The sequence below is a fragment of the Allobosea sp. OK403 genome, from assembly GCF_900113835.1.
In the GTDB taxonomy this organism is placed as follows: domain Bacteria; phylum Pseudomonadota; class Alphaproteobacteria; order Rhizobiales; family Beijerinckiaceae; genus Allobosea.
Map to the genome: position 1 here is coordinate 15,873 of NZ_FOQV01000010.1, position 13,004 is coordinate 28,876.

Here is a 13,004-nt window from a genome sequence, read left to right on the forward strand (position 1 = left end):
CCGCATCCCGCCTCGCGCGCGGCGCCGGCCTTCTGGTCGCGCTCACCGTCACCGCCTTCTTCAGCCTCCATACCGGTGACGCCCAGGCCGCCGGTCTCGGCGACTTCCTGCGCGTCAACATGGCGCCGGTGATGTTCGCGGCGCTCGTGCTGTTCCTGCTGCTGGGCTACCCCGTCGCCTTCGCGCTCGCGGCCAACGGCCTGTTCTTCGCCATCATCGGCATCGAGCTCGGGCTGTTCCAGGAGAACTTCCTGCAGGCGCTGCCGGAGCGCATCTACGGCACGATGAACAACGACGTGCTGCTGGCGATCCCGTTCTTCACCTTCATGGGGCTGGTGCTGGAACGCTCCGGCATGGCGGAAGACCTGCTCGACACGATCGGCCAATTATTCGGGCCGATCCGCGGCGGCCTCGCCTATGCGGTCATCTTCGTCGGCGCGCTGCTGGCCGCCACCACCGGCGTGGTTGCGGCCTCCGTCATCTCGATGGGCCTGATCTCGCTGCCGATCATGCTGCGCTACGGCTATGATCGCCGCCTCGCCTCGGGCGTCATCGCGGCCTCGGGCACGCTGGCGCAGATCATCCCGCCCTCGCTCGTCCTGATCGTGCTCGCCGACCAGCTCGGCCGCTCCGTCGGCGACATGTATGAGGGCGCCTTCATTCCCGGCCTCGTGCTGGCGGGCCTTTATGCGGGCTATGTCTTCCTGGTCACGATCGTCTATCCCGACCGGGCGCCCGGCCTGCCGCCGGAGGCGCAGACCCTGCGCGACTCCGACGGCCAGACGCGGCGGCGCTCGCTGCTGGTGGTGACGATCCTCTCCTTCGGCATCGCCATCGCCTATATGAAGTACTTCACCAATGTCGGCGCTGGCGCCGACTTCGTGGTGCTGACCATGTCGATCGCAGTGGGCGTGTCCTTCGTGCTCGCGCTCGCCAACAAATGGCTGGGCCTGGGCCTGCTCTCGCGCATGACCGAGCAGGTCGTGTTCGTGATGGTGCCGCCGCTGGCGCTGATCTTCCTGGTGCTCGGCACGATCTTCATCGGCCTCGCAACCCCGACTGAAGGCGGCGCGATGGGCGCGGCCGGCGCGATCCTGCTCGCTTTCGGCAAGCGGCGCCTGTCCTTCGACCTGCTCAAGCAGGCGACCGAGTCGACCGCCAAGCTCTCGGCCTTCGTGCTGTTCATCCTGGTCGGCGCGCGCGTGTTCTCGCTGACCTTCTACGGCGTCAACGGCCATGTCTGGGTCGAGCATCTGCTGGTCGGCCTGCCGGGCGGCGCGACGGGCTTCCTGATCGTCGTCAACGTGATGGTGTTCTTCCTCGCCTTCTTCCTCGACTTCTTCGAGCTCGCCTTCATCGTGGTGCCGCTGCTGGGTCCCGCGGCGGAGAAGCTCGGCATCGACCTGATCTGGTTCGGCGTCATCCTGGGCGTCAACATGCAGACCTCGTTCATGCACCCGCCCTTCGGCTTCGCGCTGTTCTTCCTGCGCTCGGTGGCGCCGAAGAACCCCTATCGCGACAAGGTGACGTCGAAGATGATGGAGCCGGTCACGACCGCGCAGATCTACTGGGGGGCCGTGCCCTTCGTGGTGATCCAGTGCATCATGGTCGCGCTGGTGGTGATCTTCCCGAGCATGGTGATGCACTACAAGGCCTCAGCCGTGCAGCTCGACCAGAAGTCGATCGACAAGCAGTTCGACTCGATCCAGATCCCGGGCCTCGGCGGCTCCGGCGGCCTTCCCGGGCTCGACCTCAACGCCCCGCCGAAGCTCAACCTGAACTGAGGCGAACAGCGCTACCAAAGGCGCGGCCCTCAAAACGTGAAAGGCCCCGGAGCGATCCGGGGCCTTTTTCTTGGCCGCCTTTTTTGGCTGCTTTTTTCTTGGCCGTCATTGCGAGGAGCGCAGCGACGAAGCAATCCAGGGGGGCTTGGAGCCCGTCCTCTGGATTGCTTCGCTTCGCTCGCAATGACGGACGGAGCGAATGACGGGCGCAGCGCGTGCGGGCGCTCAGTCTTCGAGCCGCGCGATCAGGCTCGAGGTGTCCCAGCGCCGTCCGCCCATCTTCTGGACTTCGGCGTAGAACTGGTCGACCAGCGCGGTGACGGGAAGCTGCGCGCCGTTGCGGCGCGCCTCCTCCAGCACGATGCCGAGATCCTTGCGCATCCAGTCGACGGCGAAGCCGAAATCGAACTTGCCGGCATTCATGGTCTTGCCGCGGTTCTCCATCTGCCAGGAGCCGGCCGCGCCCTTGGAGATCACCTCCAGCATGGCCTCGACATCGAGCCCGGCGCGCTTGGCGAAATGGACACCCTCCGACAGGCCCTGGACGAGGCCGGCGATGCAGATCTGGTTGACCATCTTGGTGAGCTGGCCGGAGCCGGCCGGGCCCATCAGCTTGCACATGCGCGCGAAGCTCGCGATCACCGGCTCGGCGCGGGCATAGACCTCGCGCTCGCCGCCGCACATCACCGTCAGCACGCCGTTCTCGGCGCCGGCCTGGCCGCCCGAGACAGGCGCGTCGATGAAGCTGAAGCCGGCCGCGCTCGCCGCCTCGTCGAGCTCGCGGGCGACGCCGGCGGAAGCCGTGGTGTGGTCGACGAAGATCGCGCCCTTCTCCATGCCGGAGAAGGCGCCGCCCTCGCCCAATGTCACCGAGCGCAGATCATCGTCATTGCCGACGCAGGCGAAGACGATCTCCTGGCCCTTGGCCGCCTCGGCCGGGGTCGGCGCGCTGACGCCGCCATGCTGGGCGACCCAGGCCTTCGCCTTCGCCGGGTTGCGGTTGTAGACCGTGACCTCGTGGCCCTTGGCCTTGAGATGGCCGGCCATGGGATAGCCCATCACGCCGAGACCGAGGAAGGCGACTTTGGTCATGTTTCGCTCCGCTGCTTTTCTTGAAATGCTGGAACGGACTTAGAGCAGGATGCGAAAAAGTGGAAACCGGTTTTTCGCATCGATCCTGCTCTCACTTCTGATGAGAGCCGGATGATTTCAGATGGGATCACTGCGTGATGCCATCTGAAATCATCCGGCTCTGGTGTGGCAGGCCAACTGAAAAGCAGCGCGCCCATGCCCCGCTCATGCGCGCAACGGACAGCGCATGTTGTCGCCCGCCGCCGGACCGGATAGGGCATGCGGCCATGACCATATCCAATGATGACGATCTGAAGGCGTTGCGCGAGATCAGCCGCATCGTCGCCAACACGCTGGCGGCGATGGGCAAGGCGCTCGAACCCGGTATGACGACGGCAGAGCTCGACCAGATCGGTCGCGCCGCGCTGGAAAGCGCCGGCGCCCGCCCGGCTCCAGAGCTTGCCTACAGCTTTCCCGGCGCGACCTGCATCAGCGTGAACGAGGAGATCGCCCACGGCATTCCCGGCCCGCGCCGGATCAAGGCCGGCGATCTAGTCAATATCGACGTCTCCGCCGAGAAGAACGGCTTTTTCTCCGATACCGGCGCCTCCTTCGCGGTGCCGCCGGTCTCGCGCCGCACTGAGCGGCTTTGCCGCGACGGCCGCCGCGCGCTTTGGGCCGGGCTCGGGCAGGTCGGCGCCGGCAAGCCGCTTGCGGGCATCGGGCAGGCTGTCGGCCGCTTTGCCGAAAAGAACGGCTATACGCTGGTCCGCAACCTGGCGAGCCATGGCGTCGGCCGCTCGCTGCATGAAGAGCCGACCGAGATCGCGACCTGGCCGGAGCGCTCGGAGCGCCGCCTGATGCAGAACGGCCTGGTGTTCACGGTCGAGCCGTTCCTGTCGCTGGGGTCGAACTGGGCTGAGAGCGGCGACGACCCCTGGACGCTCTATGGCGAACCGCGGGCACCGACGGTCCAGTACGAGCACACGGTCGTGGCGACGACGAACGGGCCGTTGGTTCTGACGCTTCCGGGCTGATGGCTACGCCTGGTCAGCGCAGCGCCATATGCCGGGTCAGCCTGATTTCGACCCTGTCCCAGATGCGCCTGATCACCTCGACCAGCACGAGATAGATCAGCGCCGCATAGAGATAGATCGTCAGGTCGAAGGAGCGGGAGAAGGCGAGCTTGGTCGCGCCCATCAGATCGTAAAGCGTCACCAGCGAGGCGACCGCGCTCGACTTGATCATCACGATCAACTCATTGCCGAGCGGGCGCAGCCCCAGGATCATCGCCTGGGGCATGATGACATGGCGCAAGGTCGCCCAGCGATGCAGGCCGAGCGACAGCGCGCCCTCGAACTGGCCGCGCGGGATCGACTGGATGGCGCCGCGCAGGATCTCGGCCTGGTAGGCGGCAGTGTTGATGGTGAAGGTGAAGAGCGCGCAATAGAACGGCTCGCGGAAGAACCACCACAGCCCGACATCCTGCCAGAACGGGCGGAACTGGCCGAGGCCGTAATAGATCAGGAAGAGCTGGCAGAGCAGCGGCGTGCCCCGGAAGAAGGTGGTGTAGCCGTTGATCGCCATTTGCGCCCAGCGCGGCCCGTAGAGCCTCGCAATGGCGAGCCCGACGGCCAGCATGAAGCCGATCGCGACGGAGATGACGACCAGCTCGGTGGTGATCCAGAGGCCGCCCGCCATGCGGCAGCCATAGTTCTGGAAGACCTCGCTGCCGAGGAGCCAGCCGGGATATTCGCACCAGTTCATCGCGTCGCGCCCCCGAAGGCGGCGATGCCGCGATTGCTGCGGGCCTCCAGCTTCGCCACGCCCCAGGCCGAGGCCAGCGAAAAGGCAAGATAGATCAGCATCGCCGCGCCGAAGAACAGGAACGGCTCCTTGGTCGTGACATTGGCGCGCGTGGTGATGAACATGATGTCGGGCAAGGTGATGACCGAGACCAGCGAGGTCTCCTTCAGCAGCACCATCCAGTTGTTGCCGAGCCCGGGCAGCGCCACTCGGATGAGCTGCGGAAACACGATCAGGCGAAAGGCCTGGCTCCGGGACAGCCCGAGCGCGGCGGCAGCCTCGCGCTGGCCCTTCTGGATCGAGTTCAGCGCGCCGACCCAGACCTCGCTGGAAAAGGCCGAGAGCACGACGCCGAGCGCGACCATGCCCGCGACGAAGGGCGGCATCGAGAAATTGCCGGGCAGGCCCAGGCGGTGCCAGAGCTCCTGCAGCACCACCTGGATGCCGAAATAGATGATGTAGAGCGTCAGCAGCTCGGGCACGCCGCGGAAAACCGTGGCGTAGACCGTCGCCAGCCAGCGCGGAATGGTTTTCTCGGAGCGCTTGCCGAGCGCGACGATCAGGCCGAGCGCCAGGCCGAAAGGCAGGGTCGCGAGCGCGATCGAGATGGTGATGCCGGCGCCCTGGAGCAGAGGAAGACCCCAGCCGCCGGGGCCGAAGCCGAGCAAAGCAAACTTATCGAACATGCAGCAGCCGGTGCTCGGGGCCGAAGGTGTGAGCCGGCGCGGAGGACCCGCGCCGGTCGATCAAGCCGACCCGATCAGATGATCGGGATCTTGAAATACTTGTCGGCGATCTTCTTGTGCGAGCCGTCGGCCAGCGATTCGGCGATGGCCTTGTTGAACATCTCCTTCAGCGCAACGTCTTCCTTGCGCACCGCGCCGGCGACGCCGGGGCCATGGATCGACGGGTCACGCTCGATCACGCCGATCTGCTTGCAGCAATCCTTGCCCTTGCCGTTGAGGAAATCCTCGAGCGAGAGCGAGTCGGCGATGATGTAGTCGAGCCGGCCGCTGAGCAGGTCGAGGTTGGCCTCCTCCTGCGTCGGATAGGGGCGCGCGGTCGAGTCCTTGTAGACCTTCTCGACGAAGTTGGCGTGAACGGTCGAGCCCTGGACGCCGATCGCCTTGCCCTTGAGCGCAGCCGGCGAGACATCGGTCGAGGTCGTCGACTTCGGCCCGATCACCCAGATCGGGGTCTTGGTGTAGACCGTGGTGAAATCGACCCGCTTCTTGCGCTCATCGGTGGCGTTCATGCCGGCGATGATGATGTCGTATTTGCTGGCGAGCAGCGCCGGGATGATGCCGTCCCAGTCCTGGACGACCCAGGTGCATTTCACCTTCATCTTCTCACAGAGAAGATTACCGTAGTCGATCTCGAAGCCTTCCAGCTCCTTCTTGGCGTTGAGGTTGTTGAAGGGGGGATAGGCGCCTTCGGTGCCGATCCGGATCTCCTTCCACTCCTTGGCTTGCGCCAGAGCGCCGGTCGCGCCGACGACCGTCAACGCGGCCGCGGCGATAAAACGAACGAAACCTTTCATAGGACCTCCCACAGGTTCGGCCGGCCGGGCGTTTCGAGTTCCCTGGTCCAGCTCGTGCTCATAGATTGGGCGATCTTGCATCCTTGCCGCAAGTGGGCATGCGCGCCTTTTATGGGCCGGCGCGCCCAATTATTCCGCAGACCAATCCGCTGTTTTCATTGGGAAAATCTGCCGTCCAGCGAAAAACGGCCCGCTGCTTCAGCCGATGCGATGGGCGCGCGAGCAGGATGCGAAAAAGTGGAAGCCGGTTTTTCGCATCGATCCTGCTCTCACTTTTAGTTGAGAGACGGATTCAGATGTCAGATGGGGATCACTTCGTGAACCCCATCTGACATCATCCGGCTCTTGCGGCGCGCGGCCGCGCTGAGACAGTCGTCGAGGAGTGCAATCAGCCAGACGGCGAGCCCGCCCAGCGCCAGAGCGACGCCGACCCAGCCCGTCGAGGTCCAGCCATAGCCGGCCGCGATCGCCATGCCGCCGAGCCAGGGACCGAGCGCATTGGCGGTGTTGAAGGCACTGTGGTTGAGCGCGGCCGCAAGCGTCTGCGCATCCTCGGCCACATCCATCAACCGGGTCTGCAGCACGATGCCGAGCCCGCCGCCGCAGCCGATCAGGAAGACCACCAGCGAGATCGTCCAGATGTTGCCGGCGGCGAACGGAAAGAGCGCGAGCGAACCGGCGCTCCACAGCAGCATCGCGCCGGCGGCCGGCATGGTCGCCTTGTCTGCGGCCCAGCCGCCTACGAGCGTGCCCGCCGTCAGGCCGAGCCCGAAGATGGCGAGCACCATCGGCAGCAGCGCCGGCGAAACCTGGGTCACCTCCAGCAGGGTCGAGGCGACATAGGTGTAGACCGCGAACATGCCGCCGAAACCGATGGCGCCGATGCCCAGCGTCAGCCAGACCTGCCGGCGCTTCAGCGCGCCGAGCTCGCGCAAGGGGCTGGCGCCCGGCTGCAGGCGATCGCGCGGCACGAAGGCGTAGACCAGGAGCGCGGTGGCGACCGCCAGCAATGCGACGATGCCGAAGCCCCAGCGCCAGCCGAGCGCCTGGCCCATCCAGTTGGCGAGGGGCACGCCGAGGATGGTGGCGATGGTCAAGCCCAGCATCACGCGCGCGACGGCCTGGGCGCGCCGGTTGGGCGGGGAGAGCGAGGCGGCGACCAGCGCCGCCACGCCGAAATAGGCGCCATGCGGCAGGCCGCTGAGGAAGCGGAAGGCGAGCATCCAGCCATAGCTCGGCGCCAGCGCGCTCAGCAGATTGGCGACGGCGAAGACGCTCATCAGGCCGATCAGAAGGGTGCGGCGCGTGATCCGCGCCGCCAGCACCGCAATGATCGGCGCGCCGACGACGACACCCAGCGCATAGGCGCTGATCACATGCCCGGCCATGGGCTCGTCGATGCCCAGCCCCCTGGAGAAGAAGGGCAGCAGGCTCATCGCGGCGAATTCGGTCGTGCCGATGGCGAATCCGCCCATGGCGAGCGCGAACAGGACCAGCGCCAGATGCGTCGACCGCTGGCCGACCGCCACGGCGATGTCGGCATGGCGCGTCTCGGTCGCGGCCGTCATGAATGTCGTCCCTCTCGATACCGGCAGCGCAGCAATCACGCTGCGGTGCAGCATGAGTGTTACCCATGCTGCCTGCGCCGGATCAACAGGCAATGGCGGGACGAGCCATGCCTTGATCGCATGGTGGGGATGTGCCTCCCGCGCCCATTTTGAATGACACCGGAACCTCGACGGAGAACCCTCTCCTGTAAGGAGAGGGCAGGGTGAGGTGTAGGCCGTTATCGGGCGGGGACGAGCCCTCACCGGCGCGCACGGTTGGCTTTTCGCTTTACTGGTCGAGGGGCCGACACCTCATCCCTGCCCTTCTCCTTACAGGAGAAGGGTTCCCCGCGCCTTTCGCCCACTCATGTCAGGCCGACCGCTCAGGATGAGCGGCGGGGGGGCAAATGCGATAGCCTCATATGCGGTGCGCGGCGCTCAGGCCGCCGCCCTGGCCCCGGAGGCTACCGCCTCCTTGAACACCGCCTCGCAGCGGGCGAGCCCCCAGTCGAGCTCGGCGCGCGTGATGGTCAGAGGCGGGGCGAAGCGGATGACGGTTTCATGCGTCTCCTTGGTCAGCACCCCGGCCCCGGCCAGGGTCTTGACCAGCGCCTTGGCCGAAGCGACGCTGGGATCGATCTCGACGCCGACCCAAAGGCCGAGGCCGCGCACGGAACGGGCGAGGCCCGCGCTCATCGCCTCCAGCCGTGCCTTCATATAGGCGCCCAGCTCGGCCGAGCGCTCGACCAGGCGCTCCTCCGCGATCACGGTCAATGCCTCCAGCCCGATCGCGGCGGCGAGCGCATTGCCCCCGAAGGTCGAGCCATGCGAGCCGGGCTCGAACAGGCTCATCACCGCCCGCGAGGAGAGGAAGGCCGAGACGGGGTAGACGCCGCCGCCCAGGGCCTTGCCGACGATCAGCCCGTCGGGCTGGACGCCCTCATGCTGATGCGCGAACCAGCGCCCGGTGCGGCCGAGCCCGGATTGGACCTCGTCAAGGATGAGCAGGATGTTGTGCCGGTCGCAGAGTGCGCACAGCGCGCTGAGATAGCCGGGCGGCGGCACGACGATGCCGGCCTCGCCCTGGATCGGCTCGATCAGGATCGCAGCGGTATTGGGCGTGATCGCGGCCGCTATTGCCGCCTCATCGCCGAAGGGCACGGTGACGAAGCCCGGCGCGAACGGACCAAAACCGTCGCGATAACTCTCCTCCGAGGAGAAGCCGACGATGGTCGTGGTGCGCCCGTGGAAATTCCCGGCCGCGACGATGATCTCGACTGCGCCGTCGCGAATGCCCTTGACGCGGTGGCCCCAGCGCCGCGCTGCCTTGATCGCGGTCTCGACGGCCTCGGCGCCGGTGTTCATCGGCAGCGCCATCTCCTGCCCGGAGACCTCGCAGAGCTTGGCCAGGAACGGGCCGAGCGGCTCGGTGTGGAAGGCGCGGCTGGTGACCGCGAGCTTGCGCGCCTGCTCGGAGAGCACCTTCAGGATGCGCGGATGGCCATGGCCGAGGCTGACGGCGGAGTAGCCGCTCATCATGTCGAGGCGGCGGACGCCGGCGGTATCGGTCAGCCAGACGCCCTCGCCATGGGAGAGCATGATCGGCAGCGGCGCATAATTCTGCGCGCAGACGGCCTGTTCCCGGTCAATGGCGTTCATGGCGGCTCTCCCTGGCAAGATCTGCTCGCAAGCCCTGCTCGCAAGGCCCGAGGATAGGCCCGTCGGGGCAGCCGAACATGTCCGGGCGCAGGAGGAACGCAGCCGAATCTGTCGTTCAGGCGACAGGACCGGGTGGCCGGGCTCGCCGCCACGCCGCGACGAGGCTATAGCCGTGCCTGCCCTGCCCCCTGCCCTGCCGTGAGACCCTTTGCCGTGAGACCTTGGCCGTGATCCCCTGGACCCTGATCGACAGCGCGAAACTGCCCGGCCAGGGCGAGCTCAGGCTGAAGCGGCGCGGCAGCGAATTCTCGATCATGCTCGGCACCAACGAATTGATGAACAGCCGGCTGAGCGGCTCAGAGGAAGCGCTCGCCACGCTGGCTTGCGCGCGCCTGCGGGATGCGCCGCAGCCCCAGATCCTGATCGGCGGGCTCGGCATGGGCTTCACCCTGCGCGCGGCGCTTGAGGTTCTGGGCCCCGGGGCCAGGGTCGAACAGGCAGAACTGGTGCCCGAGGTCGTCGCCTGGGCGAAGGGCCCGATGGCGGAGGTCTTCGCGGGCTGCCTCGACGATCCCCGCGTCACCGTGACGGTTGCCGATGTCGGCGCCGTCATCGCCGCGCCTGCGCGCTACGACGCCATCCTGCTCGATGTCGACAACGGCCCGGAAGGGCTGACCGTGCCCAGCAATGACGGGCTCTACAGCGAAGCGGGCCTGGATACCGCACGCCGCGCCTTACGCCCCGGCGGCGTGCTCGCCGTCTGGTCGCAAGGGCCGGACCGCCGCTTCACGCAAAGGCTGCGACAGGCGGGTTTCACGGTGGAGGAGAAGACGGTGCGGGCCAATAAAGGCCGCAGCGGCGCGCGGCATGTGATCTGGCTGGCGGTGCGGCGCTAGATGATTGCACCGGAACCACCGCCGTCATTCCGGGGCAGGCCGAAGGCCTGAGCCCGGAACCCAGAACCGATGCGCCTTGCCGCCGAAGCTCGGCTGCGGGCCGCTTTTTTCGGAAGCCGCATCGGTTCTGGGTTCCGGGCTCTTCGCGGAGTTTATCCTTGGGCCGACCAAAGGTCGGACCCGAGGGCGAAGCCCCGGAATGACGGCGGTGGTTCCAACTCAAGTTATCGCTCTCTCGAGCTCAGAACGCGCCGCTTTGGCGCGAAAGTGCCGCGTCATTGCGCCTGACGCCATCACGCAACGTGGCGGCGGGCGTTCTCAAGCAGAAAGCGCTGTCCCAAGGCGGTCGCCGCGACCATCACGCTGCAGCCCGGCGCCTGGGTTCTCGCCACATAGCCGCGATCGACGGCATCCTCCCAGATCGACAGCCGCGGACAGGATGTTCGCCAGGTCTCCATCACCTCGGAATAGGATCGCGGTTCGCGTGCGACCCATTCGACAAGGTCGAGCACAAGGGGATCGTTCACATCGGCCATAGCCATCTCCATGGCGTCCGACATCGGATCAGGTCCGCGCCATCGCGACCAGCAACCTCGATCGGACAGGTCGCAGTCTATAGATTGGACAAGCCTTCGTCCAAGGCCGCGGCGCGCGGCGGCAGCACATCTGCATCCTCGACGCCTTCGACCAGGATGAGGTTGCGCGTCAGCGCTGCCTGGCGAAAGGCGAGCGCTTCGGCATAGAGCGGCGAGCCGTACCAGGCCCGTGCGGTCGCGGCATCGGCGAATTCGGCGATCACGACCGCGCTCGGCCGCCAATCGCCTTCCAGCACACCGATCTCGCCGCCGCGCACGAGATAGCGCCCGCCAAAGGCCGCGATCGACCGGGCTGCCAGCTCCCGGTAAGCCGCCAGCGCCTCGCCATCCCGGAGGGTCACGTCGGAGATCACATAAGCGCGCGCCATGCCATGCTCCTTCCCGGATGGATCAAGCCCTTGGAGCGGGTTTGGAAACTCCAGCCTCACCCTGAGAGGCCTGAAATGAACCGAGCGATATCAGCGGTTTCCGATCGACCGACATCCTTCCCGCGCCGTCATCCCGGACAAGCGGCGAAGCCGCGCCGATCCGGGATCCATGCCTGAGCCTAACCAGGCAGCGCTCCGGCATGGATCCCGGGTCTCCTTGCAGTCGCCCGGGATGACGGCGCGTTTCGAGGCGGAATTCCGACCCGCTGAAATCCTTGCACACATTATCGGCCAGGCGCTCAGGATGAGGGCTCACGTTTCCAAACAATCTCTCAGGCCTTGTGCCCGAGCGCGGCGATGATGTCGGCGCTGCTGCGGATGCGCGAAACGCGCGGCAGCGTCTTCGTGAGGGCAAATTCATGCATCTCCGCGCCCAGCGACGTCGATGCGTCCTGCGCGACGATGACGGCATAGCCATGCTGCCAGCCATCCCGTGCCGTCGATTCGACCCCGAAATTGGTGGCGATGCCGCCGATCACGATGCTGGTGATGCCGCGCCGCCGCAATTGCAGGTCGAGTTCGGTGCCGAAGAAGGCGCTCCATTGGCGCTTGACGATGCGGACCGTGGCCGGCAGCGCGGCGATCTCGGGCGCCAGTTCAGACCAGCCGGGAGGTGGCCCCCCGGCGGGCAATTGCATGGGCATGTCGACAGCCTGCGCGAGCCGGTCGCCGCCATCCCCGGAGAACGCGATCGTCACGATCACGATCGGCGCCCCGGCGGCCAGGAAGGCTTGCCCGAGCCGCTGCGTCGCCGTGATGAGCGTGGCGCGGTCATAGGGCGCCAGCGGCATGGCGAGCGTGCCGTTCTGGACATCGATGAGAACAAGGGCGGTTTTGCCAGGGTCGAGATGAAAGGTCATGGTGATCTCCGGAAGCCGGGGCGTCGCGCTCGGGCAGATTCGGGCCAGGCGGCGCTCGTTAATATGAGACAATCCTCACATTTGTGATTTATGAGAATGGACTCACAAAAGTCAAGCGCAGGCGCGAGCAAGACCGCCAAGATCACCAAGACGCCCAGCCGTGGGCGGGGCGTGCAGCGCGTCTCGGCCCTGCTCGACGCCGCATCCGCCGTGTTTGCCGAGACCGGATACGAGGCTGCGACCACGACCGAGATCGCGCGGCGCGCCAAGGCCTCGATCGGCTCGCTCTATCAGTTCTTCCCGACCAAGGAGCATCTGGCGGCGGCCCTGCATGCCCGCCATCTCGAAAGCCTTGCCGCCGTCTTCGACAGTCTCGCAGCCGAGGCGCAAGGCGCTGCGAACGAGCAAGGCGCGGCGAGCGACGGCATCATCGACGAATTGTTCCAGCGCCTGCTGGTCTATCTTGAGGCCAATCCGGCCTTCCTCGTGCTGGGCGAGCGCCGCAGCCTCGATCCGGCGGTCAAGAAGCAGGCACGGGCACGGCTGCGCGGCGGCATTGCCGGCCTGCTGCAGACGATCGAGCCGCCGGTGCCGCGCGAACGAATAGCGCCTCTGGCCGCCCTGATCCTGCATCTGATCCGCATGGCGGCGATGCTGCGCGCCGACGATGATCTTACCATTCGCGACCCTGCGGTTGCAGAGCTGCGCGAGATGCTGCGGCGGCATCTCGCCGCGACGCAGGTGAAGGCTTGATTGGCGCGGCGTTAGACTGACGGGTTTTGACACCGGCTTATGGCTGAGGCTCCACCACATGGAA

The 13,004-nt window shown here is 66.5% G+C and carries 13 protein-coding genes; 4 read left to right on the forward strand and 9 right to left on the reverse strand.

Going from position 1 to position 13,004, the window contains the following annotated elements; translation table 11 throughout:
* Window positions 1-119 precede the first annotated feature (119 nt).
* A complete protein-coding gene (locus BMZ97_RS24570; RefSeq protein ID WP_092176438.1) occupies window positions 120-1,784 on the forward strand; it encodes a TRAP transporter large permease in 1,665 nt (554 codons plus the stop codon).
* Between the two features lie 225 nt (window positions 1,785-2,009).
* On the opposite strand, the gene BMZ97_RS24575 is transcribed toward BMZ97_RS24570, so the two are convergent.
* Window positions 2,010-2,903 carry an NAD(P)-dependent oxidoreductase gene (locus tag BMZ97_RS24575; protein WP_280141786.1) on the reverse strand — a complete coding sequence of 298 codons (894 nt, stop codon included), beginning with the start codon at window positions 2,901-2,903 and terminating at the stop codon, window positions 2,010-2,012.
* A 239-nt stretch (window positions 2,904-3,142) separates the two neighbouring features.
* Here BMZ97_RS24575 and map point away from each other — a divergent pair, with 239 nt between their 5' ends.
* A complete protein-coding gene (gene map, locus BMZ97_RS24580) occupies window positions 3,143-3,892 on the forward strand; it encodes a type I methionyl aminopeptidase (RefSeq protein WP_092176063.1) in 750 nt (249 codons plus the stop codon).
* Between the two features lie 13 nt (window positions 3,893-3,905).
* Here map and BMZ97_RS24585 read toward each other — a convergent pair whose 3' ends face one another.
* From BMZ97_RS24585 to rocD, 5 genes are all read right to left on the reverse strand, one after another.
* Window positions 3,906-4,622 (reverse strand): ABC transporter permease, encoded by a 717-nt coding sequence (locus BMZ97_RS24585; RefSeq protein ID WP_092176065.1) that lies wholly within the window; start codon window positions 4,620-4,622, stop codon window positions 3,906-3,908.
* On the reverse strand, window positions 4,619-5,347 hold the full coding sequence (locus tag BMZ97_RS24590) for an ABC transporter permease (protein ID WP_092176068.1): 729 nt from the start codon (window positions 5,345-5,347) through the stop codon (window positions 4,619-4,621). The genes BMZ97_RS24585 and BMZ97_RS24590 overlap by 4 nt, the downstream gene beginning before the upstream one ends.
* 74 nt (window positions 5,348-5,421) lie before the next feature.
* Entirely contained in the window at window positions 5,422-6,201 is a 780-nt protein-coding gene (locus tag BMZ97_RS24595; RefSeq protein WP_092176071.1) for a transporter substrate-binding domain-containing protein, read from the reverse strand.
* Between the two features lie 299 nt (window positions 6,202-6,500).
* The gene (locus tag BMZ97_RS24600) at window positions 6,501-7,769 is read right to left on the reverse strand and encodes an MFS transporter (RefSeq protein ID WP_092176073.1); all 1,269 of its coding nucleotides are present in this window, start codon (window positions 7,767-7,769) and stop codon (window positions 6,501-6,503) included.
* Between the two features lie 417 nt (window positions 7,770-8,186).
* A complete protein-coding gene (gene rocD / locus BMZ97_RS24605) occupies window positions 8,187-9,407 on the reverse strand; it encodes an ornithine--oxo-acid transaminase (protein WP_092176076.1) in 1,221 nt (406 codons plus the stop codon).
* 227 nt (window positions 9,408-9,634) lie between these two features.
* Here rocD and BMZ97_RS24610 point away from each other — a divergent pair, with 227 nt between their 5' ends.
* Window positions 9,635-10,303, forward strand: a complete 669-nt coding sequence (locus tag BMZ97_RS24610; protein WP_092176078.1) for a spermidine synthase — start codon at window positions 9,635-9,637, stop codon at window positions 10,301-10,303.
* A 293-nt stretch (window positions 10,304-10,596) separates the two neighbouring features.
* On the opposite strand, the gene BMZ97_RS24615 is transcribed toward BMZ97_RS24610, so the two are convergent.
* From BMZ97_RS24615 to BMZ97_RS24625, 3 genes are all read right to left on the reverse strand, one after another.
* A complete protein-coding gene (locus tag BMZ97_RS24615) occupies window positions 10,597-10,839 on the reverse strand; it encodes a hypothetical protein (protein WP_092176081.1) in 243 nt (80 codons plus the stop codon).
* Window positions 10,840-10,916: 77 nt separating this feature from the next.
* Entirely contained in the window at window positions 10,917-11,267 is a 351-nt protein-coding gene (locus BMZ97_RS24620) for a DUF1330 domain-containing protein (protein WP_092176083.1), read from the reverse strand.
* 332 nt (window positions 11,268-11,599) lie between these two features.
* The gene (locus tag BMZ97_RS24625; RefSeq protein ID WP_092176086.1) at window positions 11,600-12,187 is read right to left on the reverse strand and encodes an isochorismatase family protein; all 588 of its coding nucleotides are present in this window, start codon (window positions 12,185-12,187) and stop codon (window positions 11,600-11,602) included.
* Between the two features lie 96 nt (window positions 12,188-12,283).
* Here BMZ97_RS24625 and BMZ97_RS24630 point away from each other — a divergent pair, with 96 nt between their 5' ends.
* Window positions 12,284-12,940 (forward strand): TetR/AcrR family transcriptional regulator, encoded by a 657-nt coding sequence (locus tag BMZ97_RS24630; RefSeq protein ID WP_175525725.1) that lies wholly within the window; start codon window positions 12,284-12,286, stop codon window positions 12,938-12,940.
* The last annotated feature ends 64 nt before the right edge of the window (window positions 12,941-13,004 follow it).